Source organism: Serratia sp. Nf2 (assembly GCF_003028435.1).
GTDB classification, from domain to species: domain Bacteria; phylum Pseudomonadota; class Gammaproteobacteria; order Enterobacterales; family Enterobacteriaceae; genus Serratia; species Serratia marcescens_L.
Map to the genome: position 1 here is coordinate 80466 of NZ_PYTW01000001.1, position 25955 is coordinate 106420.

21 protein-coding genes are annotated in these 25955 nt (G+C 58.4%); 14 read left to right on the plus strand and 7 right to left on the minus strand.

Annotated features, from left to right (window positions below):
• Positions 1 to 35: 35 nt before the first annotated feature.
• The 4 genes from C9411_RS00400 to C9411_RS00415 all read left to right on the plus strand — a co-directional run bounded on the left by C9411_RS00400 (position 36) and on the right by C9411_RS00415 (position 4381).
• Positions 36 to 1058 carry an FAD-binding oxidoreductase gene (locus C9411_RS00400; protein WP_233221849.1) on the plus strand — a complete coding sequence of 341 codons (1023 nt, stop codon included), beginning with the start codon at positions 36 to 38 and terminating at the stop codon, positions 1056 to 1058.
• Positions 1059 to 1293: 235 nt separating this feature from the next.
• On the plus strand, positions 1294 to 1611 hold the full coding sequence (locus C9411_RS00405; protein WP_038871643.1) for a cupin domain-containing protein: 318 nt from the start codon (positions 1294 to 1296) through the stop codon (positions 1609 to 1611).
• Positions 1612 to 1967: 356 nt separating this feature from the next.
• Positions 1968 to 2759, plus strand: a complete 792-nt coding sequence (locus C9411_RS00410) for a helix-turn-helix domain-containing protein (protein WP_063989869.1) — start codon at positions 1968 to 1970, stop codon at positions 2757 to 2759.
• Between the two features lie 86 nt (positions 2760 to 2845).
• Positions 2846 to 4381 (plus strand): phospholipase D family protein, encoded by a 1536-nt coding sequence (locus tag C9411_RS00415; RefSeq protein WP_107226192.1) that lies wholly within the window; start codon positions 2846 to 2848, stop codon positions 4379 to 4381.
• Positions 4382 to 4517: 136 nt separating this feature from the next.
• Here the strand turns inward: C9411_RS00415 and C9411_RS00420 are convergent, their stop codons facing one another.
• Entirely contained in the window at positions 4518 to 5903 is a 1386-nt protein-coding gene (locus C9411_RS00420) for an MmgE/PrpD family protein (RefSeq protein WP_063989871.1), read from the minus strand.
• Between the two features lie 2 nt (positions 5904 to 5905).
• The gene (locus C9411_RS00425) at positions 5906 to 7456 is read right to left on the minus strand and encodes an MFS transporter (RefSeq protein ID WP_107226193.1); all 1551 of its coding nucleotides are present in this window, start codon (positions 7454 to 7456) and stop codon (positions 5906 to 5908) included.
• A gap of 117 nt (positions 7457 to 7573) precedes the next feature.
• Here C9411_RS00425 and C9411_RS00430 point away from each other — a divergent pair, with 117 nt between their 5' ends.
• Positions 7574 to 8233 carry a TetR/AcrR family transcriptional regulator gene (locus C9411_RS00430; RefSeq protein ID WP_233221850.1) on the plus strand — a complete coding sequence of 220 codons (660 nt, stop codon included), beginning with the start codon at positions 7574 to 7576 and terminating at the stop codon, positions 8231 to 8233.
• Positions 8234 to 8237: 4 nt separating this feature from the next.
• Here the strand turns inward: C9411_RS00430 and C9411_RS00435 are convergent, their stop codons facing one another.
• On the minus strand, positions 8238 to 9353 hold the full coding sequence (locus C9411_RS00435; RefSeq protein ID WP_254623418.1) for an ABC transporter substrate-binding protein: 1116 nt from the start codon (positions 9351 to 9353) through the stop codon (positions 8238 to 8240).
• Positions 9354 to 9376: 23 nt separating this feature from the next.
• Positions 9377 to 11518 carry a TonB-dependent siderophore receptor gene (locus tag C9411_RS00440; protein WP_158263868.1) on the minus strand — a complete coding sequence of 714 codons (2142 nt, stop codon included), beginning with the start codon at positions 11516 to 11518 and terminating at the stop codon, positions 9377 to 9379.
• Positions 11519 to 11654: 136 nt separating this feature from the next.
• Between C9411_RS00440 and C9411_RS00445 the strand changes: the two genes are divergently transcribed.
• From C9411_RS00445 to C9411_RS00485, 9 genes are all read left to right on the plus strand, one after another.
• Complete coding sequence (locus C9411_RS00445) at positions 11655 to 11879, plus strand: hypothetical protein (RefSeq protein WP_063989876.1); 225 nt, start codon at positions 11655 to 11657, stop codon at positions 11877 to 11879.
• A 300-nt stretch (positions 11880 to 12179) separates the two neighbouring features.
• Positions 12180 to 13784, plus strand: coding sequence for an AMP-binding protein (locus tag C9411_RS00450; protein ID WP_107226195.1), 1605 nt, complete (start codon positions 12180 to 12182; stop codon positions 13782 to 13784).
• Positions 13781 to 14509, plus strand: coding sequence for a thioesterase II family protein (locus tag C9411_RS00455; protein ID WP_107226196.1), 729 nt, complete (start codon positions 13781 to 13783; stop codon positions 14507 to 14509). The genes C9411_RS00450 and C9411_RS00455 overlap by 4 nt, the downstream gene beginning before the upstream one ends.
• A gap of 42 nt (positions 14510 to 14551) precedes the next feature.
• Complete coding sequence (locus C9411_RS00460) at positions 14552 to 15580, plus strand: pyridoxal-phosphate dependent enzyme (protein WP_107226197.1); 1029 nt, start codon at positions 14552 to 14554, stop codon at positions 15578 to 15580.
• Positions 15581 to 15602: 22 nt separating this feature from the next.
• The gene (locus C9411_RS00465) at positions 15603 to 16160 is read left to right on the plus strand and encodes a hypothetical protein (protein ID WP_063989880.1); all 558 of its coding nucleotides are present in this window, start codon (positions 15603 to 15605) and stop codon (positions 16158 to 16160) included.
• A 40-nt stretch (positions 16161 to 16200) separates the two neighbouring features.
• The gene (locus tag C9411_RS00470) at positions 16201 to 17376 is read left to right on the plus strand and encodes an FAD-binding oxidoreductase (protein WP_063989881.1); all 1176 of its coding nucleotides are present in this window, start codon (positions 16201 to 16203) and stop codon (positions 17374 to 17376) included.
• A 13-nt stretch (positions 17377 to 17389) separates the two neighbouring features.
• Entirely contained in the window at positions 17390 to 20269 is a 2880-nt protein-coding gene (locus tag C9411_RS00475) for a type I polyketide synthase (protein WP_107226198.1), read from the plus strand.
• A gap of 16 nt (positions 20270 to 20285) precedes the next feature.
• Positions 20286 to 21323, plus strand: coding sequence for a Glu/Leu/Phe/Val dehydrogenase dimerization domain-containing protein (locus C9411_RS00480; RefSeq protein ID WP_063989883.1), 1038 nt, complete (start codon positions 20286 to 20288; stop codon positions 21321 to 21323).
• Between the two features lie 56 nt (positions 21324 to 21379).
• A complete protein-coding gene (locus tag C9411_RS00485) occupies positions 21380 to 22477 on the plus strand; it encodes a hypothetical protein (protein ID WP_063990349.1) in 1098 nt (365 codons plus the stop codon).
• Between the two features lie 52 nt (positions 22478 to 22529).
• Here the strand turns inward: C9411_RS00485 and C9411_RS00490 are convergent, their stop codons facing one another.
• The 3 genes from C9411_RS00490 to C9411_RS00500 all read right to left on the minus strand — a co-directional run bounded on the left by C9411_RS00490 (position 22530) and on the right by C9411_RS00500 (position 25648).
• Positions 22530 to 23471 carry a sugar phosphate isomerase/epimerase gene (locus C9411_RS00490; RefSeq protein ID WP_107226199.1) on the minus strand — a complete coding sequence of 314 codons (942 nt, stop codon included), beginning with the start codon at positions 23469 to 23471 and terminating at the stop codon, positions 22530 to 22532.
• A 10-nt stretch (positions 23472 to 23481) separates the two neighbouring features.
• Positions 23482 to 24657 carry a Gfo/Idh/MocA family protein gene (locus C9411_RS00495; protein ID WP_107226200.1) on the minus strand — a complete coding sequence of 392 codons (1176 nt, stop codon included), beginning with the start codon at positions 24655 to 24657 and terminating at the stop codon, positions 23482 to 23484.
• Between the two features lie 67 nt (positions 24658 to 24724).
• On the minus strand, positions 24725 to 25648 hold the full coding sequence (locus C9411_RS00500) for a substrate-binding domain-containing protein (RefSeq protein WP_107226201.1): 924 nt from the start codon (positions 25646 to 25648) through the stop codon (positions 24725 to 24727).
• Positions 25649 to 25955: the final 307 nt, after the last annotated feature.

Genomic DNA, 25955 nt, shown 5'->3' on the forward strand with positions numbered 1-25955 from the left:
ACGGGCATCATTAAATGAATGGAACAACATCACGCATGGTTATCGTGGGCGCCGGGATTGTCGGGGCATCGATCGCCTATCATCTGGCGCGTCAGGGGCAGCACGTTATCGTCGTTGAGCAAGCGTATCCTGCGGCGGGGGCCACGGGCAGATCGTTCGGCTGGATCAGCGAAGGCGTGCCGGAGGGCGCTCCCGACGAATTTCTGCGGCGCGAGATCGTGGCAGACTGGAGGCGCCTCGCGCAGGAGATCCCAGCTCTTTGGGTGAATTGGTCCGGCGCGCTCAGCTATGGTCAGGCGCCGGCGACGCAAAACCCCGACAATCGGCTTTTGCCCTCCGCCGAGATGAACGCGCTGGAACCGGAGCTCAGGCAGCCCGATAGCCAAGCCTATTTTGCGGCGCGTGACGGCGCCGTCGATCCGCAAGAAGTGACACAGCGGTTGCTCGAGTGCGTGAGCGCGTGGGGAGGGGAGTTGCTCCTGGGGCGAATCGTCACCGGATTTTTGCGTAAAGAGGGGCAGATAACCGGCATCGTTACCGAGGAAGGCGCGATCGCCGCCGAACGGGTGGTGCTCGCCTGCGGCACGGGAATCTCCGCGCTGCTGGACGGCAGCGGATTCACGCTGCCGATCGAGGCGTCGCCGGCCATTTTGTTGCGCTATCACGCGGCAACGCAGGCGGTGAACACGCTGATCGCGGGCGATGACGTTGAAGTGCGCCATGCGCAAAACGGCGATCTGCTGGCGGCGGAGGATCACCCTGCACACGGCGATGTCAAACGGGTGGAAAGCGATGCGCAATCGGCGATTGAAGGGCGCCTGCCAGGCGCGGCGCCTTTGCAACTGCAGGCGTGTTCGGTGGGGATGCGCCCCCGGCCGCGCGACGGTTATCCCATCATCGGAGCGCTGGGCGCTACCCGGCTCTATGTGGCGGTGATGCATCCGGCGGTGATGTGCGCGCCGACGCTTGGCCGGCTGGTCAGCGACGAGCTGCTGTATGGCGCCAATCCCGCCATTCCACACGCTTATCGCCCCGCGCGATTTGACGACGGGAAGTGAATATACGCTCAACCTGGCAGCGGTTTTTTGCGCCGTCGGCGAGGCTCTTATATATTTAGTAGCATGCCTGAGGCAGGTTAGGCATGAAACGGCGGTCGGTCGGGCCGCTGCAAGTACGACAGTTAATCCGTTCGCCAAGAGGCTGCGAGCCTGTGCTTTCGGTAGGGACAGCCGCCAACCGTTTTACGGCGACCGAAGGCGGAGCAGCTACTCACAGGTCACGAGGACACTTACCATGCATAAGAGAACACTGGCGTCACTGCATTACGAAAACATGCCTTACGATGGGGTACGTTTTCACATTTTGAAACGGGAGACGCCTGGCCATACGGCGTTGCTGAAGTTGGATGCGGGCAGCCGCCAACCGGCGCGTTTTCATCCGGGGTGGGTGAAACTGATGGTGCTGAGCGGTGAACTGAAGGTTGACGATCAGACGTTGCAACCCCATGAGATGTTAATCATTCCTGCCAATACCGCCTATACGGTACAGGCCATTACTGAAGTGATTTGTCTGGCGATTTCCGAACTGGACGGCGCCGAGTTGGCCCGTTGAGGTGATAACACTAATGGATAGAGGAGAGCCTAGGTGCTCTCCCTATCCCTGCAACATTAAGCCGCCCCCAGGCTGAGCTACCTGCTGATTGATGCGTATACCTCCTGACTTATGCTACCACGCTTTCCCTTTCCATCACTTTCGGCCACGCCGCCCCCGCAACGAGCCGCCATCGCGCAGCGCATGCGCAATGTCATCGCCTTTGTTTTACGCAGAACGATGAAATTTTGGTGTAAATAGTGAGTTTCTTCGCATAAGGCCCCTGGTGTGGCTTGCGAGAACGTCACTATATGGAGGATCATGCGGCCTCTCTATCAAATAAAAGACATTCGCGTTATCAAAAGGGACAAACGACCATGGGATTCGAAGTCGACAACGCCGAAACGAAACGCATCGACCTCAGTAGCCACGAAAACTCCTCGTTCGAGGTGACGGGGCTGGTGAAACACTATCCGGCGGGCTTTGTCATTCCTTACCACTCGCATAAACGCTGCCATTTGCTCTATTCGCAGCAGGGCGTTATGGCGGTCGAGGCGAGCAGCGGGCGCTGGATCGTGCCGCCCACCACCGCGGTCTGGCTGCGGCCGGGGGTAGAACATCAGATCGTTATGCAGAGCAACATTTGCGTTTACGGGATTTTGGTCGACGAAATCACCGCCGCGCGTTTGCCGCTGCGCGACGGCGTATTGCAGGTCTCACCGCTGCTGCGAGAACTGATCGCGCAGTTGGCGACGCTGGCGCCCGAAGGGGCGGAGACCAAACGGCACGCGCTGCTCAGAGCGCTGTTCCTCGAGGAGCTGAGCCTGCAGCCGCAGCTGGCGTTGCATCTCCCCTGGCCGGCAGAGGCGAGAATGGCCGAGATTTGCCGGCAGTTGGTCATCACGCCGGCCGACGATCGCGGCATTGAGGCCTGGGCCGATTCACTGTCGATCAGCGTAAAGACCTTTCAACGCCATTTCAGCCAACAAACCGGCATCACCTTCGGCCAGTGGAAACAGCGCCTGCGGCTGCTGTCGTCCATTCCGCTGCTGCTGGCCGGCCACTCGATCATCCACGCCGCCTTCGAAAGCGGTTACGAGAGCCACAGCGCCTATTCGGTGGCGTTCAAAAAACTGTTTGGCGTTTCGCCTTCGCGCTTTACGCTATAGCCTTATGGCAGAGCGCGTTTCTCCTATAGATTGAAGCAACCTAATGACGTATAAAGCAAAGCAGTCAACCTCCGAGGCCGCTTCCCGTGATAAAAATTGTCGTGTATCTGATTCTCGCCGTGACGATCGCCATTATTGCGGCAAGAGTCCTCTTTCGTTTGCCGGATATCTCCCAGCGTCTGCCGCAGGCGGCGTTGCCGGCGGATCCTGCCGCCCAATTGCCGGCACGGGCCGCCGAACTGATGGCGGCGCACCCAGGCCTGAGCGGCGTGGTGCCGCTGGCCAGCGGACACGATGCGTTCGCCAGCCGCCTGGCGTTGGCGCGGATGGCGGAAAGGTCGATCGACGCCCAGTACTACATCTGGCATAACGACACCTCCGGGCAGATCCTGCTGAAAACCCTGTATGACGCCGCCCAACGCGGCGTGCGCGTGCGGCTGTTGCTGGACGATAACGGCGTCGCCATGGACGAAACCCTGGCGGCGCTGAACGCCCAGGAAAACGTCGAGATCCGCCTGTTCAACCCATCGACCGTGCGCACGCCGAAGCTGGCCGGCTACGCCTTTGACTTTATGCGCATGAATCGGCGCATGCATAACAAGTCTTACATCGTCGACGGCGCCGTGGCGATCATCGGCGGCCGCAACATCGGCGACGAGTATTTCCAGGTCGGCGACGAAAACTATTTCCTCGATCTCGACGTGCTGAGCGTCGGCAGCGTAGTGGCAGAAACGGCCGAGGTCTTCGATCGCTACTGGAACAGCGCGTCGGTGTTCGGCGTTGAGCAGATTATCCGGGGCAAAGGCAATCTTTCCGCCTTCCTGGCGCAGGCCACCGCCACCGAAAGCAGCGATCGGGCTCGCAAACTGGCGGTGCAGCTGGAAACCAGCGCGGTGCGCTTTCGCGATGGCGTCGTGCAGCCGGAGTTCACCCAGGTAGAGCTGGTGGCCGACGATCCGGCGAAAGGGTTGGGCAAGGCTTCGCGCGATCGGTTGATGGTGACGCAGCTCGGCAAGATCATCGGCGGTGTCAACCAGCAATTGGATCTGGTCTCCGCCTATTTCGTGCCGGGCCGGGAAGGGGCGAGCTTCTTTGAATCGCTTGCCAAACAGGGGAAATCCATTCGCGTGCTGACCAACGCGATGAACACCACCGACGTGCTGGTGGTACATGCGGGCTACGCCAAATACCGGCGTGAGCTGCTGCAGGCCGGCGTCGAGCTGTTCGAGCTGAAGCTGCGCGCCGGTCAACCGACCGGGCGCAAGGAACTCAAGCCGCTGGGGCTGTCCGGCGCGGCGCTGCACGCGAAAACCTTCGCCATCGACGATAAGCGGGTATTTATCGGTTCGTTCAATTTCGATCCGCGTTCGGCGCACCTGAACTGCGAAATGGGCTTCTTGATCGACAGCCCGACGCTGGCGGCCGACACCCGCCAACTGTTTGATGGCCCGCTGGAATACGCCGCCTATCGGCCGGTATTGACGCCCGAGGGCAAAATGGTCTGGAACGAAGCCTTCGAAGACGGCCATACCGAGGTGCATCAGCAGGAGCCCGGCGCCGGCTGGGTAAAACGCATCGTTCTTACCGTGGCCGGCTGGCTGCCTATCGAGTGGATGCTGTAAGGCCGGCGAATGCCACCGCCACTCGATAACCCAAACGTGGCGAAAGTGATCGCCACGCTCGTAGAGATTTACACGCCGAAGTGACAGGGCGCACCCCGCCGCGTTAACTCCGGCGATCTGCGCTGGCTAAGCCTGACTAGCGTCCCTCCTGAGTTGCGGCCAACAAGGCTTGTAACGAGGGCGCTTCGACCAGATTCTCGATACAGGCCATCAGCCGTCGCGCGTTATGCTTTAATCCATGATTCGGCGACTGCTCACAGCAGAGAAGAAATTTATCCCGAATATCCTGCATATCCGCCGGGTTCTCGGGCCAGCCGCGGCCGAACTCGGCTTCGAGCCGCAGCGTATCGCCTTTTTCGGGCGTAATATGAAGTTCGAAGCGGTCAAACCGTTCGAAGCCGTGTTGTTCATGGACCTCGATACGCTGCGCTAGCGCAACGACCGCAGGTTCTGTCGCGAAGGCCGCACTGAATTCGAGAGCGCTGGCTTGGCCGCGCAGCAGCGCGTTAGCGATGATGTAACGCGCGCTGAATTGCGCATCGATTTCGGCCGTTTTCTGCGGCTCGTAAGGTGCACCGCACACCATGCGCATGGTCGGTGACGCGTGCAGCGTGATCTTCGCTCGTTCGGGATCGGGCAATTGCCGGTGTGGCCCGTCGTTCAAGAGCGTTTCTGTCAAAGCCAGCAGAATGCTGCAATGTGGGTATAGCTTGAAGCAGGTCGCTTCTTCCCCCAGAAAGGCAATGCCCAGTTGGTGGGTCAGCATCCCCAGATCGGGTTCGCCCGGCGCATAGAGATTGAAAAAACCGTTCTCGCCGCTCAGGACGCGTTTGGGGCCGCTTATCCCCGCCTGAGCCATCAAGACGGCTTCCAGCGCATGGCGCGCCACCAATCCCTGGCTGATGCGCACCGCCAGCGTCTTGTCCTGATAGTGTTGGAAGGTGCCGATGCCGAAATCGAACGCCAGACCGATGGCGTCGGCGAAAGCTTGCTGATCCAGGCGCAGCAAGCGGGCGGCGATCGCTGCGCCTGAAAACAGGCCAAGGATATTCGAGTCGAATCCGCGGTAGAAAAAGCCGTTCGCCTGCGCGGCAAGGTTGATGCGTTGGGCGAAGTCCTGGCCGACGGCCAATGCCGCCAACATATCCAATCCGGAAGCACCCGACAGCTCCGCCGCCGCCAGCGCGACTGGAATATCCGAAGAGCTGGGATGCCAGCCGGGGGAGAGAACGTCGCAGTAGTCGAGCGCACGAGCTCGCACGGCGTTGACGAACGCCGCCTGCGGCGCGGCGAGGCGTTCTTCACTGCCGATAATGCTGGCCTCGGCGTTGCCGCTCCAGCGTCTGGCCAGCGAGAGCGCCGCATCAACGCCACTTTGGTCATAGCCTGCGGCGAGACAGCCAAGATTATCCATCAGTCGTTTGCATTGGAATGCCAGGACAGCGGGGGGAACCATGCATGCATCTATCTGTGAAGCGAAAGCGATCAATTCCTCGATCGGGTCGACCGATAATTTTGTCATGTTTATTCCTCGTTCAGTCGTTCAGCGGACTTGCTCAGCAGGGCGTTTTCAGCCTGCGGATGCAGACGGAAACGCGGATGCAGCATGATCAGCAGCCACACGGTCATCGCGATGCTGAGCAATCCGGCCCAAAACATGGCGATCCCGAAACCGTCGGCGAAGGCGCTGTGCGTCAGATCTTGCAGGCGATTCGCGCCCAGCGCGTCCACGGCCGTCTGCTGTTGCTCTATCACCGCTACCCGGGCGATTTCGGCGGCCTGTTCCACCCCCTGCGTGTGCAACGCCGCTGTCAACGTCGTGACCGCTTGCATGCTCATCAATGTGCCCAGCAGCGCGATGCCCAGCGTCATGCCGGTTTGTCGCAGCGCGTTCATCGTTGCCGATGCCATCCCAGAGCGCTGCGGCGCGACGGTGCGCATCACCAGCGCGCTGGTCGCCGGCATCGACAACCCCATGCCGAAGCCGAGTAGTGCCAAATACAGCGCCACCAGGGGGTAAGACGAGCTGGCGTGCAGCTGCGTCAGTAACAGCAGGGCAATGCCCATCAGACCATAGCCGGCGATCATCAGCGAGTTCACACTCAGTTTGGCGGACAGGCGGCCAAAACCCGAAGCGGCCAGCGCCATGGCGAGAAACTCCGGTGCCATGCGCCAACCGGTGTCGGCGGGGCTCCAACCCTGAGCCTGTTGCAGAAACAGCGAGACGAAGAAGACGCTGCTGTAAGCGGAGAAGCCAAGCACGAAAGAGGCGAAGTTGTAGCCGGTAAAGTCGGCGTGACGAAACAGACTCAGCTGCAGCAAGGGGCGTTTGACCCGGGTTTCCACCCATAGAAACAGCGCAAACAGCACCAGGGCGGCGTACAGCGGAAGGCGCGACTGCACGCTGTGCCAGCCGAACTCGCCGGCGGCAATCAGCCCATAGGTCAGCGCGCCGAGCCACAAGATGCTCAGCCCTTGCCCTAGCGGATCGAGCGCAGCGTGTTCCGGATGCGAGCTCTCTCTCAATCCCCAACCGCCCAATACCAGCGCGACGATCCCGACCGGAATGTTGATCCAGAAAATGCCCGGCCAACCGGTGGTGTGTACCAGCAGGCCGCCCAAAACCGGGCCGATCACCAACGAAAGCGCATTGACCGAGGACCAAATGCCGATCGCGCGGGTCCGCAGCTGTTCTTCCGGAAACGCGTGGGTCAGCAGGGACAGCGCACCCGGGATGACGGCTGCACCGGCGATACCCTGGATCACGCGACCGGTCAGCAGCATGCCGAGGTTGGTCGCGAATGCGCAAACGATCGAACCAACGGTAAACAGGGCGACGCCGAAGAGCCAAATGCGTTTACGGCCAAACCTGTCGCCCAGCGGGCCGGACGAAAGGATCAACGCGGAGAGGCATAGGGCATAAGCGTCAACGACCCACTGCAAGCCCGACATGTCGGTTTGCAGTGATTCCAGCATCGTGGGCAGCGCCACATTGACGATGCTGATATCGAGCGACGCCATAAATGTACCCAGACAGATGGCGGCAACGAGCGAAATCCTGCGCATACCGGACATAAAGGGGCTCCTTATTGAGAGAAGGTGATAGTGAAAACTATTCTCACCTTATATTATGACTGACCGTCGGTCAATGGAGTGTGAATATTGATTTCACTGCGCTAGGTCGGCTGGTCAATGGCAACAACATTGGTTACGATGGCCGCTGGATCCACACTGGACGTTGATATGAAGACAAAAGAAAAGATGAAAGAAACACAGCCTCGAACCAAACCGGCAGAAGTGCGCCTGGATGAATTGATGGATGCGGCGCAGAAGCTGTTTATCGAAAAAGGATTTGAAGCGACCACCATCAGCGATATTGTCCGTGACGCCAACGTCGCCAAAGGAACGTTCTACCACTATTTTCCGTCCAAAAACGAAATGTTGTCCGCTTTACGTATACGGTTCACCAATCACTTTATCGAGAAAATTCAGCTGGCTATCGATGAATGTGCGCAAGATGACTGGTTGGCGCGCCTGAGAGCCTGGTGTGATGCCGGCGTGGCGACCTATTTTGAAGGTATGGAATTGCACGATGCGCTGTATCACGATCATCATTATCATACCCGGGGCAATCAGGATCGTGATGCCGTGCTGGAACAGATCCTGACGATTTTAAACGATGGCGCCGCGGCGGGCGCCTGGAGTCTGAATAATCCGCACTTGACCGCCATCCTGATGTATCACGGCATGCACGGCGCCGTGGATGACGTCATGGTCAACCCCAACGCCGACCGCCAAGGACTGGGGGCGGCGCTGGCGCAGGAGTTCATGCGTTTGCTGGGATGCCGCTGATCGTTCACGGCTCCGCATCGAGCGATACCCAGTAACCGGGCTGATACGGAATGGGAAGAAAACGCGCGAAAAGCTCCGCAAAGGTCACTTCGGGATCGACGCCGGCGAACAGCGACGGATGGAACCAGGTGGCCAGTCGCTCGATAGCGACGAAATTAAAGGGATGATCGTAAAACGGGTGCCAGATGGCATACGCTTTTCCGCTCTTTGCCGCGGCCAGGGTGCGATAAGCCGGGCGTCGCATCAATTTTTCCAACTGCGTTTTTGCCAGCGCCAAATCTGCGCCGGGGCCAAGGTTGACCCAGTCACCTCCAGGTGAATAATGACTCCAGTTGCTGCCGGTCACGACGATTTTATCGGGCCGGGAAGCGATCACCGTTTCCTGGCTTAGTGAACCGTAAACGCCGTGGATATGCCTCTGGGCCAGGTTGAATCCACCTGCGATATTCACCATTTCACCGTAGTTGCCATTTCCCCAAGACAGACAACAATCGTCGTACAACCCGGCGGCGCGCTCCATCATTACGCGTGGGCGCGGCGGAGCCCGTTTCGCCAGCGTATCGAGGATCGTATCGAGATGTCGCTGACGGAAGCGAATCAAGCTGTCTGCGCTTTGTGGATTATCAAACAGCTGGCCCATGATGGCGATGCTTCTGGCGCTGTTGTTCATCAGGCCGATGCTCATATCGACAAATACCACGGGGATATTCGCCGCCGTGAGCTTAGCCATCAAACCGCTCGCTTCCAGCGCCGAGCGAGTATTCGCATTGAGCAACATGACTTCGGGCCGCAAGGCGATCAGCCTTTCCAGATCGAATTGCATCTGCTGCACTCCGGCAAAGGTCGGCAACTGCGCCAGCTCCGGAAAATGACGCAGATACAGCCGATAGCTATCCAGGTCGGCGGTGCGAAAATTGTCTCGCCAGCCCACCAATCTTTCCATCGGCGCGCGGGGATTAAGCGCCGCGACGGTATAAAACAGATTGCCTTCCGCCAGGAAAATACGCCGCAGGGGATAACGTAAGGTCACCGTCCGCCCGACGATATCGGTCACGGCCTGCGTATCGGCCTGCGCGCGCAGAGATCGCAACGGCGAGGAAAGCGCCAGCAAAGTGGCCACCTGCAGAAAACGCCGTCTGCGCATCAGAAATACCAACTTATCGAACCGGTGACGCTGCGTTCGATGCCGATGCTGCAGTAAGGCGCGCTGGTGCAACTGGCGACATAAGATTTGTTGGTCAGGTTGTTGATGGTCAACCCCAATTCGAGGTTATACAGGCGCGGATCCCAGGCACCCGGCGTATAGCGAACGGTCATATCGCCGAGCCAAACGGCAGGCACTTTGAATGTGTTGGCGCCATCTCCCCAACTGGCCCCCAGGTAGCGAGCGCCGCCGCCGATCAGCAGCCCCTGCAGCGGCCCTTTAGTAAAGCGATAGTCCAGCCACATCGAGCCGGTTTGCGCCGGAACACCGACCGGGTGTCGCCCCTGGGTGTTATCGTTGGCTTGAGTCACGACGTTGTTGACCCAGGCATAGGCCAGCATCAGGTTAAGGCTATCGGTCAGCGCCGCACGCGATTCCAGCTCCACGCCGCGAGAACGTACTTCGCCAGTCTGGGTGTAATAGCTGGGATTGAGGGGATCGATGGTGTTCACATCGCGCTGCGTCAGTTGGTAAACCGCCAGGCTGGTCATCATTGCGCTGCCGGGCGGCTGCAGTTTCAAACCCATCTCATACTGAGTGGAATGGGTGGGTTTGAACGGCGAGCCCTGAGCGTCAGTGCCGGTCAGCGGATCGAAGGCGGTAGAGACGCTGGCCCACGGCGCCAGGCCGCTGTCGAACGGGTGGCTCAATCCGGCACGATAGCTCCAGGCGGCGTCATTGGTTTGCGTTTGGGTATGGGCCAGATTGTCACCGGTACGCATACGCGACCAGTCATGACGGCCGCCCAACAGCAAATGCCATCCGCGCCAGCTGGCTTCGTCCTGCCCGTATAAGCCGGTGCGGTGGAAACGTTGCGTTGTCGACGTGCGTGAAACCGCAACAGGATCGAATGAAGGGCGGTACTGACCGGACCAGGGATCGAACGTCACGGTTTGCGATCCCCACCAGTCTTTATCCAGTTTACCGGTCTGGTAGTCGATGCCGGCCAACCCTTGGTGGGCGATGGCGCCGGTAGCGAATTTCACCTCGGCCTGGTTATCCATCACAAGGCTGTCCGCCTGACTCGGGGAATCTTGGTAGACCGCCGTCAAAAGGCGGTTGTCCGGCGTGATGGCGCGGGTAAAATCGCGCCGCACCGCAGAGTCTACATGGGAATAGCGCAGGTTTTGTTTTAATCGCCAGCGATCGTTCAACTGCACTTCAAACAGTGAGGTCACATCATATTGCGTGCGGCTTGAGTTCTCGTGCGCCGGATCGCTGTAATTTTTATCGGTATCTATCTTGCCGCGCGCATTGGGCAACAGCCCCAGAACCTGGGCGGGCAGGGTGTTGTAATAGCCCGACTCGGGTTCACGCAGATAGTGAGTCAGCACGGTCCAACGCATGCGTTCGTTGGGCTGCCAGGTGATGGCAGGTGCCAGATAGAGACGCTTCTGCCGGGTATCTTCTATCTGCGAGCCACGCGTGGCCGCCAGGCCATCGACACGATACAACCACTGTTCGTCATCGGTTAGTGCGCCGGTGGCATCGAGACTGAGGGAACGCGTACGGTCGTTGCCGACATCCAATTTAAGCTGATTCGACTCGGTAGCGGAAGGCCGTCGGGAAATCATATTGATTACGCCTCCGGCACCGCCCTGGCCGTATAACGAGGAGGAGGGGCCATGCAAGACTTCGATGCTTTGCAACCCCCAGGTTTCAATCTGTGGCCCCCAAATGCCGGTATTGCCGATGACGCGTAAACCATCCAGATAGTAGTCCGCCTCAAAGCCGCGCATTCTGGCGAAGTCCACGCCGCTGGAAAATGCACCGAAGCGTTCTACGGCAACGCCGGCGCTGTAGCGCAGCGCCTGGCTGACCGTATCGGCTGATTGCACGTCCATTTGCTGTCGATTGACCACCGAGACGAATTGCGGCACGTCGACCAGCGGTGAACGGGTTTTGGTTGCCACCTCCGCTTGTTGGGCCGCGTAGCCCTGTGGAACGTTGCCCGAGGACGAACCGTCAGCTACCACCCATATCGACTCTTCGCCTGCCGCCAGAGTCAGGCAAGGCACCATGCCCAAAAAAAACGGGCAAAGATAAGCGTGTCGCAAATGAAATCCGTTGAATTTATTCAAAAATAATCCCTCTTCAAGTAAGCGTCTCGCTGTGGGGCGGGAGCCTGGCCATCTCAGGCAAGCGTTAAAATACCCATTGACCGACTGACGGTCAATATGAATAATTATCAATACCATTTAACGATTGGATAACATTATGAAGACTCTGGATGATTTATTGGCGCTGTTAGCGGAGGTGGGCGTACCTGAAGACGTACTGCAAGCGGCGGATGGCAGCTGGCAACTGCGCCAGGATTTAGCGCTCAGTTCGGCGGAAACCGTGGCGTTGCAAGCTCTGTTGAAGGCCCGCTGCGTCGATGCGCCCTCGCTGTGGGGAGGGCAAGACTATTCATTAGATCAGCTTATTTCTGAAATATCATAAGCAACTATGAAAAAGACATTTTTTATAACCTTATGTTTAAAAACAAATTTACGACAGAATGGTCCGTATGAAACATAAGGTATACAAATAATTAACCCCAAAGTAATTGACTGACGGTCGGTCGTAGTGTTTGATGGCGACCAGAAAATGAAGTGTTTTTGAGTCCATTTTGCTGTTCATTGTGAGCCAATACAGAAGTGACGGCGCCGCCTGACCGAGGTGCCGAAAGCTGTTTGTTTAACGAATTGTGATTGAGAAAGATAACAGTCAAACAGTGAGTTAACTCATTATGGAGTCGCTATGGTTAGTGTTGGGGATTCAATCAATCAACGTTTATTAAAGGCCCTTCAACAACATGGACAGCGCCCGGCGCTTTTTGAACGCGGGGAGGTTTACAGTTACGACTGGCTGAACGGCGCGGTCGCTTCAGCCGCCTTGAAATTGCGCCAACTAGGCGTGCAGAAAGGCGATCGGATCGCGTATCAATTGCGCAATACCCGTGAAGCGGTTGTCGTCATGCTATCTTCGTTGATGCTCGGCGCGATCCCGGTGCCGATATTACCTTCTTATCGTGAGAAAGAGCTGAGGCACATTCTGCATCTGACCGCGCCGAAAGTATTCGCCTTGCAGCGCGGTTCCCGCCGCTATAACCCACTTGCCGCTCTGCAGACGCTGTTGACGGAAGGTCTCAATATCGATGTGATACTGGTCGAAGATTACGATGACGCCGGGCACGATACTCGCTACCTGAACCTGCAACATTTCTGTTCACCCCTGATGCCTTCGCCGCCACTTCACGCCGTCATCATGACCCCGTCGGATACCGCCGTCATGTTGCTTTCGAGTGGCACCACCGGTTTGCCCAAGGCGATCGCACGCAAGAATGGCGGTTACAGCTATATGATTGAATGCGGCTGTGACGTGTTTGCTCTGGACAGCCAGTCGGTCTATTTCGCTGCGATGCCGGTTTCACATGGATTCGTCCTCAATTGTCCCGGCATACTTGGTACGCTTTCTCGCGGCGGCGCTGTGGCGCTCGCCGATGCGCCCTCGGCGGAAACGGCGTTGGACGTGATCGAGCGATGCGGCGTAACGCATACCACGCTGGTGCCTGCTCTACTGTCGCAATGGAGCGAACTGCAGCAAAAAACGCCGCGCAACCTGACAACGTTGTGGCATGTCCAGGTGGGTGGGGCCAGAGTGACGCCAGAGCTGGCGGCCTCCTCGTCCCGCAGTCTCGGCATTACCCTGCAGCAATGTTATGGCATGAGCGAAGGGCTGTTGTGTTTTAACGCGGTTGACGACGATGATGCGGTGCGGTTCAGCTCTCAGGGCCGGCCTTTGAGCCCCTATGATGAAGTACTAATCGTCGATGAAAATGGCTGTTCTTTGCCCGTGGGTAAATCAGGTGAACTGATCACCCGTGGCCCTTATACGCTCACCGAATACTACCAAAATCCCCAGGCGAACCTTGCCGCGTTTACCGCTGACGGCTTCTACCGCACCGGCGATCTGGCGCACGTCGATGCCGCAGGCAATATTTTCATCGATGGGCGCGTCAACGATTCGATTAACCGTGGGGGAGAAAAATTCAGTCCGAACGAGATAGAAGAACTGGCAGAACAACATCCTGCCGTGGTGCGAGCCGCTTGCGTGGGCATGGCGGACGATCTGTACGGTGAGGTGCCGTGTCTGTTTGTCACCAGTACGGATGACACGCTGACCCTCAGCGCATTGCGCCGTTTCTTTGAGAAAGAAGGGCTGGCGGCGTTCAAGGCACCGGAAAAATTGATCGTCATCGACGCCATTCCCATGAAAGGCATCGGCAAGATAGATCGCCTGACGCTGCGCGATTTGCTGCGCCAGGAGCCGTCCGTCAGAAACACGGCGGGGTTGAACTCATGACGCAATTGCGCACTTCTCTCGGCTGCGCGGTGAGACTCAGCCGCCCGCGCAGTTCGCCGGTCACCAAACAATTGGTGGTCTTTCCGCATGCCGGCGGCGGCGTAGCGTTCTACCAGCACTGGCGCGAGCTGCTGCCGGACGAGGTGGATCTGTTCATCATGCAATATCCCGGCCGGGAAGATGCGCAAGACGCGCCGGCCTGGGAAACGGCCCAGCACGCCATTGCGCGCTGCGTCGATGCGCTGCATGCCTCGCTGGGCATCGCGCCGGCGGTGATTTTCGGTCACAGCATGGGTTCGCTGCTTGCCCTGCAGGTTGCCGCGGCGCTGCAAACGTCGCGCTTTCGCATCGACACCGTTTTGTCGGCCCAGCGCGCGCCGTCAGAACTGAAATTACTCCGGCAGGAAAGCCAGCGGCAAGAAGTGTTGGACCACATCCTGGCATTCAGTGAAAGCAGCGGCGCGTTGACGCTGGATGAGCTCACTCGCCCGCTTGTCACCCGATTGATACAGCAAGACCTACGGCTGTTGGGTGAACTCAGCGCAGAACCGTTGCCCGGCCTGCAGCCGCGCATTTTGGGCGGCAACAACGACCCTTTGGTTAGCCGCTCCGCGCTGTCGCAGTGGAAAGTAGAACTCCCCGGCAGCCAGGTTCAACTCCTGACGGGCGATCACTTTTATTTCATGCAGGATACCGCTGCATTTCTCCGCCGGCTGCTTCAGTAACGCTGGCTTATTTGTCAACGTATGGCTTTAAAGGAACCTCTGATGAATTTTGAGCTGTTTAACCCACAGGATTGCGCACCGGATACGGAGAAAGCCTTTACTCTGTTCCCCCAGTTGAAAAAATTCTATGCGGCGTTAGGCAACACCCCGCTGGTTGAAGTGCCCTCGCCAAAGGGGAAGGCGTCGATTTACGCCAAGTTCGAGTTTGAAAATCCGTTTGGCTCGGTGAAGGATCGCACTGCGTTCGGCCTGTTTTGCGATGCTATCAATCAACACGATTTCGCCGCCGGTGAATTAAAATTGCTCGATTCCTCGGGGGGCAATATGGCGAAAGCGCTGGCTAAGCTCGGCAACATGTGCGGGATAGCGGTGCAAGTTGTGATCCCGGATTCATCCCCGCAACCGTTGATCGACACGCTGAAGGGGGACAACGCCGTCGTTACCTTGGTCGATCGCAATCAGTTCCTGCTCGGCGTCATTGCGCGCAGCCAGCAGATTGCGCATGAAGATGGGAGTTGGACGCTGTTATCCCAGCATCTCAACCTGGTTAACACCGCCGTACATCAGCATGCGACGGGCGCAGAGATCCGGCGGCAGCTGAACGGCGAGCGTGTCGATGGTTGGGTTTCCGCGGTCGGTACTGGTGGCACACTGTCTGGCGTCGCGGCGGCGCTACGTCAGGATAACCCACAGCTGATCGTGTGGGGCAGCACGCCGCGCGAACTGCCTTACGGTACGTTGTCCGCCCCGAATGGAGAACCGAAATTCGCCGGCGCCGGTGGACTGGGTTTCGGTTTCCGTCAGCCTTTCATCAGTAAGCTGATGCCGCAAGAGCCACCTTTCAATCCGGTTTCTTATCGGGAAGCACTCAGTGCGATGCATGAGTTCCATCAACTAACCGGTGTCAAAATCGGTGCCTCTTCCGCCGCCAACTGGAAAACGGCCTGTAAGCTGGCTGAAACGTTGAGCGCAGATCAACGCATTGTCACGCTCTTTGCCGACGCGGGTTCCGATATCGACCGAGAAAAAGGGCGCGAGTGGTTTAAACAATTTGAAGCATTAACCGTTTAACAACGTTTGAAAGGAATGTTTTATGGAAATTATACAGGGCAATAATAATGTATTGGCTGAGTTGATTACGCTTGGCGATTATGTTCGCGAATTAATCAGTTCCGGCAAAGACACTGCGGAAATTGAACGTGTTCTGGCATCGAAAGACGGCTATAAAAATGTCACGATCCTTTCCGTTATAGAAATGGCCAATATTACCTTCAAAGCGAAAACGAATAATGCGCCTAACGTGGGTGATGCCAATTCACATACTGACCTGCTGGTGGATCAGCAAGGGCATGATATCGGCACGATGAAGGGCCAGGGGTGGAAAATCGCGTCACTGCCTGACGATAGCGTGATTTCCTGGTATCACGAAACCGCTGAAACGCCGCTGGGACGGATCGAAACCGCCGGCATTTGGAACTCCAGCGCCATTTGGGCAGGGCAATGGCAATCGCTGTTCGCCGCCGGCGTTAGCGGGGATGTCATGGGGAAAATCGGCGTTCGTCAGCTTTATCAGGATATTCCGCGAGAAAAATATCTGACGCTGATCGTTCTGTTGCCGTTGGATCAGATTAAAAGCTTGATTAAAAAATAATTCTACTAAACACACACAATATCCATTGCGAGGGATAGGTATGCACACGTCAGTACACTGGGATGTCATTATTATCGGTGCCGGCCCCATAGGGCTGGCCGCCGCGTGGAATTATGCGCGTGAACATCAGGATCATAAAATTTTGGTGCTGGAGCAATATGCGCTATTTACGCAATTAGCGGGTACCAGCGGGGAGGAGCGCCATTGGCGTTTGCAATATTCGGAATTGGAAATCTTCCGCCTTACCCTGGAAGCCGACAAATTATGGCGGCAATTGGAACAACAGGCGGACAGAAAACTGATCCACCGCATTGGCAGCCTGTGGTTCGGCGATGCGGATGTCTGGACCAATGAGGGGCAGATCCGTCAAACCATGCTGTCGATGGATGAGATGAGGTTGCCTTATGAACGTCTGACGATGCGCGAAATCGAACGGCGCTACGGTTTTACCGGGCTGGACAGCAACTATGAAGGGTTCTTGCAGCAAGACGGAGGGGTAATCGACGTTAAAGGTACCCTGACGTCGCTTTACTCTCTGGCTAGCGAGGCCGGCGTGGAATTCCAGTTCCAGCAATGCGTGAAGGCCGTGGAACCGGATGCGCGGGGGGCAACGGTACTGACGGCGCAGCATCGCTATCGCGCCCGTAAGGTATTGGTCGCTGGCGGGCCGGGCAGTAAGAAGCTGCTGCGCCAACTGGATATCGATCTTGCGCTTTCCACCTATGAGATGGCCTGCATTAGCATGCTGCGCAGTCAGCGTCTGGGGGCCAACGATCCTTTCTGGTTTGCTTTCCAACCGCCGGTAGAGAGCGACAGTAACCTGTTTTACGGTTTCCCGCCCAATCCGTGGTCAGTCAATGGATTTGACCGACTTGGGACCGATTTTGAAGTGGATCCGATCACCGAAGCCAATGCGCCGAGTTATCGGGCCAACCCGCAGCACGTTGAGCGAGCGCTCGAGTTTGCCCGGCGGCATATGCCGTTCCTCGAGCCGGACAAACAACATTCCGCCGCGAGCTGCTTGGCGGTGTTGCCCACCGATCCGGCGCGCCAATTCTATCTCGACAGCGCCAAAGGCCGCTGCCACGGCGGCGAGCATCTGGTGGTTTCGGCAGGCGGATGGGCATTCAAATTTACCCCTCTGATGGGGCAAATTTGCGCCGATCTGCTGGCGGAACGAGAACCGCGTTGGGACATCAGCGCATTGCGCTTCTAATCGGAGAACCTCTATGCAGCAGGTGAACAGCAATGACCGGGATATCGCCTTGGTGGGCATGGCCTGCCGCTTCCCGGGTGCCGAGGATGTGGAAAGCTGGTGGCATAACTTGATCAACGGCGTCGAATCGCTGGTTCGCGTCGACAACGAGCAAGTTGACTCGGCCGACGGGGGCTATATTCCCGTCGCCGCACCGGTGGCCGGCGACATATCCCGCTTCGACGCGGGATTCTTCGGCCTGAGTGCGCGCGAAGCGCTGCTGATGGATCCCCAGCAACGGCTCTTTTTAGAGTGCGCCTGGCACGCTCTGGAAAACGCCGGGGTAACGCCGGGTGAGCTTGACGATACGGGCTTGTTTGCCGGCTGTAGCAGTTCCGATTATTTGCGTCAGGCACAGGGCTCTGCGTTGCTCGACAAACTCAACCCTTCGCCGTTCGAACGGCAAATCGCGAGCGACAAAGACTACCTCACCAGCCGAGTGGCCTGGCACCTGGGCATCGGGGGGCCGGTGTGTAATGTACAGGCCGCTTGTGCCACTTCGCTGGTGGCGGTTTACGAAGCGGTTCAAGCGTTGCGCAGTGGCCGTTGCAATATGGCTATGGCCGGCGCTTGTACCCTCAGGCTCCCGCAACATGAAGGATATTTCGCGCAGCAAGGCATGGTGTTTTCCACCGATGGGCACTGTCGACCGTTTTCTGCAGATGCCAGCGGCACGGTGTTCGGCAGCGGCGTCGGCATTGTCGTGCTGAAACGGCTGTCTGACGCACAGGCGGCCGGCGACGACATCATTGCGGTGATCAAAGGCGTAGCGATGAACAATGACGGCGCGCGCAAAGTCAGTTTTACCACCACCAGTTTGCACGGCCAGCAACGCCTGCTGCGCCAAGCTATGGACGATGCCCGCCTGGCACCGGAAGATTTTCGTGCCATCGAAGCGCACGGCACGGGAACGTTGGCCGGGGATCCCATCGAATTTGAGGCGCTGAGCGGCGTTTTCCGCGAGCGGACGACGCACCGGGCTTTCTGCGCCATCGGTGCAGTCAAGGCCAACGTCGGGCACCTGGAAACCTGCGCCGGCATGGCGGGACTGATCAAGGCCGCGCTGCAAATCAAACACGGTTGGCTCACGCCGCAGATCAACTTTGGCTCGCCGAATCCGGAAATGGCATTAGCGGAAAGCCCGTTTGAGTTTCTGTGCTCCGCTCAACGTTGGGATCGTGACGATCCACGCAACGCCATCGGCGTTAGCGCCTTCGGCATCGGCGGAACCAATGCGCATGTCGTGCTGGCAAGGCCACCGAAAACGCCTCAAATGCGGGCGGCGATAGCGCCGTTGGCGACTGTCGTGCCGATCAGCGCGCAATCGGAGCAGGCCTGGCATCGCTTGGTCAAACGTTACCAACAGCGGCCATGCGGCGAGAACGACGAACGCCTGGCCTGGAGCGCACAAAGTGGAAGAAAGTCGCTGCGTTATCGCGGCACTCTGCATATCGGCGAGCAGGGCGTGTTGAGCATGAAAGAAAGCATGGTGGATACGGGAAAAGGGCGTTTGTCGGTAGTTTTCCAATTTCCCGGCCAGGGAAGCCAGTTTATCGGTATGGCCAGCGAACTGATGACGCAGGATGCGATATTCAAAACGCTGATGAATGACAAGCTGCAGATATTGCAAACACAGGCTGCACTGGATCTCTCCCCGTTGTTTACCGGCCAGGCGGCCCCCGAAACAATTAACAACACGGCCTTGACGCAGCCGGCTCTGATCGCCGTCGAGATCGCCGTGGCCGAACTGTTGAAACATTACGGCGTCGAGCCGGATTGGGTCGTGGGGCACAGTTTGGGTGAGATTGCCGCCGCCTGGGCTGCCGGTGTGTTCTCGGCGCAAGACGCGTTGGTGTTCGCCGCCCGGCGCGGGCATCTGATGGCCGGGCTGCAGCCTGGTGCGATGCTGGCGGTAGAACTGAGCGCTCAGCAAGCCCAACCCTGGCTTGGCGATCGGCTGTCTCTGGCGGCGGAAAACAGTGAGAACGGCTGCGTGCTTTCAGGCCCGGCGGAGGCGATTCGCGCCTGCGAAGGACAGATGCGGGACAGGGGAGTACGTTGCAAGGCGCTGAGCGTTTCGCACGCGTTCCACTCGGCGTTGATGGATCCCATTCTTGATGAACTGGCCAGCATTGCGCCGCCGCCGCGTGAATCGACGTCGAGGGTCCGCTACGTCTCCGCATTGCTGGCGACCGAAGTCGCTCCCGCAGCGCTCGATGCCCGCTATTGGTCGCGCCATGCCCGTGAACCGGTGGATTATCACCGCGCCTTGCAACACCTACCGCGGCGCGGAAAAACGCTTTTCATAGAGGTAGGGCCGGGATCGACACTCACTGCGCTGGTCGCGCAGCTAAAATCCGCCGGCACCGTAACGGCGGTGCGCACCTTGCCTCGCCGCGACGAAGCCCAGAGCGAAACCGCCGTGTGGATCCAGGCGCTGCAAAAAATCTGGCGTGCCAGCGTCAACGTTAACTGGCGCCGCCTGTGGCAACAGCCTCCTTCCCGCATTGCATTGCCAATGTATCCCTTCGATCCGGCGCAATGGTGGTTGGGCGAGCGAGATATGCAGGGGCCGGAAGCCGGACGAACATCGACGACAGCGGATAAACCCGATCCGCAGATGGCGCGCATCTGGCGCATTTGGGGCGACGTGACCGGCGTGAACCCTGATTCCAACCACTGCGACTTTTTTGACGCCGGCGGGCAATCGCTGATGGCATTGCGGCTGATGGCCTTGTTGGAACAAGAGTTTGGCCGGTCGGTAGGCATGGCCGATTTCCTTAAGCGGCCAACGCCGTGGGGCATAAAACAACAGTTAGACCAGGCTGGAGCATTCGAGCAAGAATCCCATTAAAACAGGATGGCAAATTATGTCAGTTAACAATGAATTGCTGAATACGCACAACCAATATCAGGTAGAAACGATCGTAATCGACGACGAAACGTCATTCACCCTGGCTTACTCGTCGCAGATCAAGCTGCTGCCGGCCAATGGCGGGATCCGCTGGCGCAACTATGCGTCCCGTAAGCAGCAGGAAGAAGAGGCGATCATGCTGGCGCAGCGCATGTCGCTGAAGCATGGATTGTACAATACCGGTTTCAGCGGCGGAAAAATCGTGGTCAACAGCAAGCGTTCTCCCCAAGAGCAACCGGCGGTGCTTGAAGCGATCGGCGACCTGCTCAACCGTTATGGCGGCACCATGTTTACCGGATGCGATATCAATACTGGCAATCGAGAGATGGACTATTTGCGGCAGTTTACGCCATGGATCCTGAATGCCATGGACAGCCCGCAAGTCGACACGTCGGTGGCGACGGGCTACGGCGTCTGGAGCTCGATGAAAAAGGTGTTGACGCTGCGGCTCAATCATTTGCCGCGGGCCCGCATTGCTATTCACGGCATGGGTAAAGTCGGGGCGGAAGTGGCGAAACAAAGCCTGCTGTTCGGTTGCGAAGTGACGGCGTATGACATCAATCCTGCGGCGCAGTTCCCGCCTGGGGTCCGCCGCGTCAGTGAAGACGAACTCTGGGCGCAACCCAGCGAGGTGCTGTGCATCGCATCCTTGTCCAACATATTAAATGCGCAGAACGTTGAACAACTGAATACGCGTTGGGTGATTAGCAGCGCCAATTCGCCGTTCAGTACGCCGCAGGCAGAACAGCGGCTGCTGGCGCGCGGCATCCATTATCTGCCGGACTATGTCAGTAATGCCGGCGCGGTGATCTGCGACAGCATCGAAATGGCGTTCACCGACCGGTATAACCAAATGAATCAGGAACAGGTCAATGCCTATGTGCATTCCGTGATTGGCGCCAAGACCGAGGAGTTGCTGCAGCGTGCTCAACTGCTCAATTGCGATGTCGGGCAATTGTTGCAACCGATAAAATCCGCCGCCATGGTGGCGTAACAATGGGCCGGGAAGCCTGCGCTTCCCGGCCTTGGCTGTTTAACGAGTATAAATTCATGATCATCGTAAAAGACGCTTTGCGGAGCAAAGTGGAAACCGAGTCACAGGGGCACCGCACCGTGCTGTATACCGCAAGTGGTCAACCCAGTTATATGCATGTGATCTCTCGCTTTACGCTGCAAGAGGTCACATCAGGGTTAGGAGAGGCGGTTCATCCTGCCTTTATCGTCAACGGCCAGCTTAAAGACGCCTTTTTTTATGGCTGCTATCCGGGAACTCTGGTCGATGGAGAACTGGTCAGCCAACCCGATACGGCTCCGGCGAGCCGGCACGATCTGGCCACATTTCGTCGGGCGGTGGCGCGCAACGGCGCCGGATGGCATATTGGCACCAACGCGGAATGGGCCGCGCTGATGTTCTGGTGCCGCCATCAAGGATGGCCGGAGTTGGGCAATACCGAGAGCGGCCGGTCGCATCACGATCGCCGTCAGTATGGTAAACGATGCGACGGCGGTGCCGTGGGCGATGAACAGGGCGATCCGACAACCTTTACCGCATCCGGCCCGGGAGCCTGGTATCACGACGGTACGCCGTACGGCATCGGCGATCTGTGCGGTAATTTGTGGGAATGGCAGCACGGGCTGAAATTGGTCGCGGGGGAAATTCTGCTCTTGCCGGATAATGACGCCGCGATGCCAATGACCGACGATGAAGACGAACGCTGGCGCGCGGTCGACCTGGCGACGGGGGCATGGGTGTCGCCCGGCAGTGGAGGGACGGCTAAATTCGATGCAGTCTCACCCATTCATACAGGCAATGCCGGTGCGCCGCTTATTACCGACTCTATTCAGCATTTTAACGGCGACCCGCAGGATAACGGATATCCGCCTGGCTTGATGGACGATGCGTTCGATCGTATTCGCATGGCAAGCGGGGCACCGTTACCGGATGTGTTGAAAATTCTTGGCATTGTTCCTCATCACCGGTGTGAGGACGGCGATCAGGTTTACCTGCGTAATTACGGTGAACGCATTCTGATGCGCGGCGGCGCCTGGTATTCCGGCGCCGCCGCCGGGCTGAGAACGCTGTGCCTGAGCCATGGTGCGGGGCACGCCAGTGCTACGGTCGGCGCCCGGCCGGTATGGTGTTTATAAGCTGTTGGCAATGCACGGGTCTGCGCAGCGGCCGTGGCCGCCGCGCCTGGCTTTACTGGCTGATGCTCTGCTGCAACGCCTGAACGGAAGAAACGATGCCGGCATCGACCGACATGGTCAGGTCTTCCATTTCGAGCGACACCCAGTCGTTGTAGCCCATCATGCGCACCACCGAGAAGAATTCCTTCCACCACTGCAGATCCCGCCCACAGCCGACGGCGACATAGTTCCAGGCCCGGCCGGCCACGTCGTCGATCGGTTTGGTTTCCAGCAGCCCATTAACCTCGACGACGCCGCGCTCAAGGCGCACGTCTTTGCCGTGCACATGGTGAATGGCGGGGCCGAGGGCGCGGGCCACCGCGATGGGATCCGCGCCCATCCAAATCAAGTGGCTGGGATCGAGGTTCAAGCCCACCATCGGGCCAACGGCCTCGCGCAGCCGGAACAGCGTTTCCGGGTTCCACACCAGCATGGCGCTGAAGTTTTCCAGCGCAAAGCGCTCGACGCCGCACGCTTTCGCCCGGGTGACCAGCGCCTGCCAATAGGGGATCGCCACTTCATTCCATTGATAGTCCAGACAGTTTTTCACCGTCGGCGGCCAGCTGACGGTATAGGTGATCCAGTTGGGGATGGTGTCATGCGGGCTGGCCGGGGGCAGGCCACTCATCATAACGATCTTTTTCACTCCCAGCAGCCCGGCCAGCTCCAGCGTATTGTCGGTTTGGCGCTGATGGCGTTGCCCCAGTTCGCCGGGATCGAGCGGATTGCCGGAGACGTTGAGCGCGGCGATCTCCATGCCGCGGCTGGCCAGCGCCTGCTGCAGCTGCCGGCGTTTGGCAGGGTTGGCCAGCAGATCGTCGATATCCAGATGGGGCGCCGGAGACCAGCCGCCGGTGGTCATTTCCACGCCGCGCACCCCCAGCTCCAGCAGCCGATCCAGCATCTGCTCGAAGGGTAAATGACCCAGGCTGTCGGTACAGAATGAAAGTTTCATGGTGCTTTCCTTATTGGTAATTAACCCAGGTGGCGCCGTTGTCGGCGGAACGAACGCAGTTTTCAATCCAGCGCACGCCTTCCAATCCGGCGTCGATATCCGGATAGATCAGCGCGGCCAGTGTCTGCCGATCGCCGCGCTGGCTGGCGCTGATGGCGATGGCGAACTTGAGGTAAATATTGGCCCAGGATTCGGCCAGGCCTTCGGTATGCAGCGCACCGAGCCGCTCTTCGGCCAGGGCGCTGTCGTCCAGATAGGGCATGCCGTGGTGCAGCATCTGGTTGGGCCGCCCCTGGATCTCATAGCGCAATTCGCCGGGCGTGGAATCGCTCCATTGCAGACTGGCGCGTGAGCCCACCACGCGGATGCTTTGGCTGTCCATCGCGCCGGCGTTGACGGCGGAGGCCCACATGCGGCCGACGGCGCCGTTTTCGTAGTGCATCAGCACCATGGCGTTGTCTTCCAGCGGGGCGCGTGAAGGAATAAAGCTCTGGCGATCGCACAGCAGGGAGGCAATCTTCATATCGGGCATCACCAGCTGCGAGATGTAGAAGGTGTGGGTGGAGATGTCGCCCAGCACAAAAGAGGGGCCGGCGATTTTCGGATCGACGCGCCACTTTTGCGCCTCGAACGTGTCCGCGCTTTCGTTGGCATTGAAGCCGTGGGTGTATTGCAATTCGACCATGCGTATTTCGCCGATGTCGCCGTTTGCGATCATAGCGCGCATCTGCATCAGCAGAGGATGGCCGGAGAAGCCGTAGGTTACACCGACGATCAGGCCTTTCTCCGCCGCCAGCGCCTTGATTTCTCTCGCCTCCGCCGTGGTGAAGAACAGCGGCTTTTCGCAGATGACATGCAGGCCGGCACTCAGCGCGGCGCGCGTGATTGCATAGTGGGTGCCGTTGGGGGTGGCAATGGTCACCACCTCAACGCCATCTTCACGGTTGGCTTCTTGCTCCAGCAGCTGTTGATAGTTGTCATAGCAGCGGTCGGCGGGCACGCCGAGATTGACGCCAAACTCGCGTCCGCGCGCCGCGTCGATATCAAAAGCGCCGGCAACCAGCCGATAGGCGGTGTTGTCGCGCAACGCGCCGGAACGGTGCTTGTAGCCCACCTGGCTGAGGCGGCCGCCGCCGATCATCGCCCAACGCAGCGGGCGAGGGATGCTTCTTTCACCATTTAACATGCTGACTCCTGATACTGTGGCTTTGCACTCGGGTGCAAAATGGGTTGAAAAAGAGAGTGGCAACGGTTTATTTCTGGTTCATCTGTGCAAATTGCGGGTAGTTTTCTCGCATCACGGTGGCATAAGGCACCCAGTTGTAAGGCTCAGTTTTAGCGTGATCCAACATTGCTCGGGTCACTTGCACCGCGCCGAGCGCCTGGGCTTTGGCATCCTGGAAAATGGTCACCGCCAGGTCGCCGTTTTTGATAAATTGCAGGCCGTCTGGCGTGCCGTCGATACCGGCGACCAGCACGCCATTCTTTTTGGCCTGCTTCAGCGCCATGATCGCGCCGATGGCCATCTCATCGTTGTTGGCGGCGATCGCATCGATCGGCGTGCCGTTCAGCAACCAGCCGGAAACCACGTCGACCGCTTCATTGCGCTGCCATTTGGCGGTCTGTTTCTCTACCACTTTCATGTCTTTGTGTGTGGCGATTACCGCTTCTACCGCACGGGTGCGTTCGCGGGTTTCTTCGTTGGAGAGGGCACCCATCAGGATCGCCACGTTGCCGCGGTAATTCATTTTTTTCGCCAGGGCCTCCATCTGCAGGCGGCCGCTGAGCGCCGAATCGGAGCCGACGTAGGCCGTCGCGCCGCTAAGCGGCACTTCGGGCTTGCGGTTGACGAAGATGAGGGGGATCGCGGCGCGTTGGGCAGCCGTTATCATCGGCTGGACGCCTTGCGTATCGACCGGGTTGAGGATAATGGCGTCCACGCCCTGATTAATCAGATCGTCTACCTGCTGCACCTGCAGGGCGACATCGCCCTTGGCATCGACGAACTGGCCTTGCAGCTGCTGCGCAGCCAGTTCTCGTGCCATTTGGCTGCGCAGGATGGAGACGAAGTTGAGATCGAAGTTGGCCAGCGCCACGCCGACCTGGTAGATCTTGGCCTGGGCGGTCACGACAAACAGCGAGCAGGCTAACATCAACAGCAGTCTGGTTTTTTTCATTACGGTATCCTGTCGAGATGAGAGGTGTTGTGTTAAAGCAGTGTATTTGCAACCGGGTGCAAAACAAGAGACAAGACGGCGATGAGTCTCTGAATGCCACCGTGAATGTCGGCTATGGATAAAATTCGGTCAACTGGGGAAAGGTGAAAACAGCGTGGACGATCACAAACTCTTTACCTTTTGCACCCGGTTGCACAACAAATTGCAATCGGGTGCAAAAACGGGACATAATTGCAGCAGGAATGCCGACGGGCGCTTAGGGGATCTGAGCGAGCAGGGTATAGTTTGACTTCATCGAAGCCGGGAT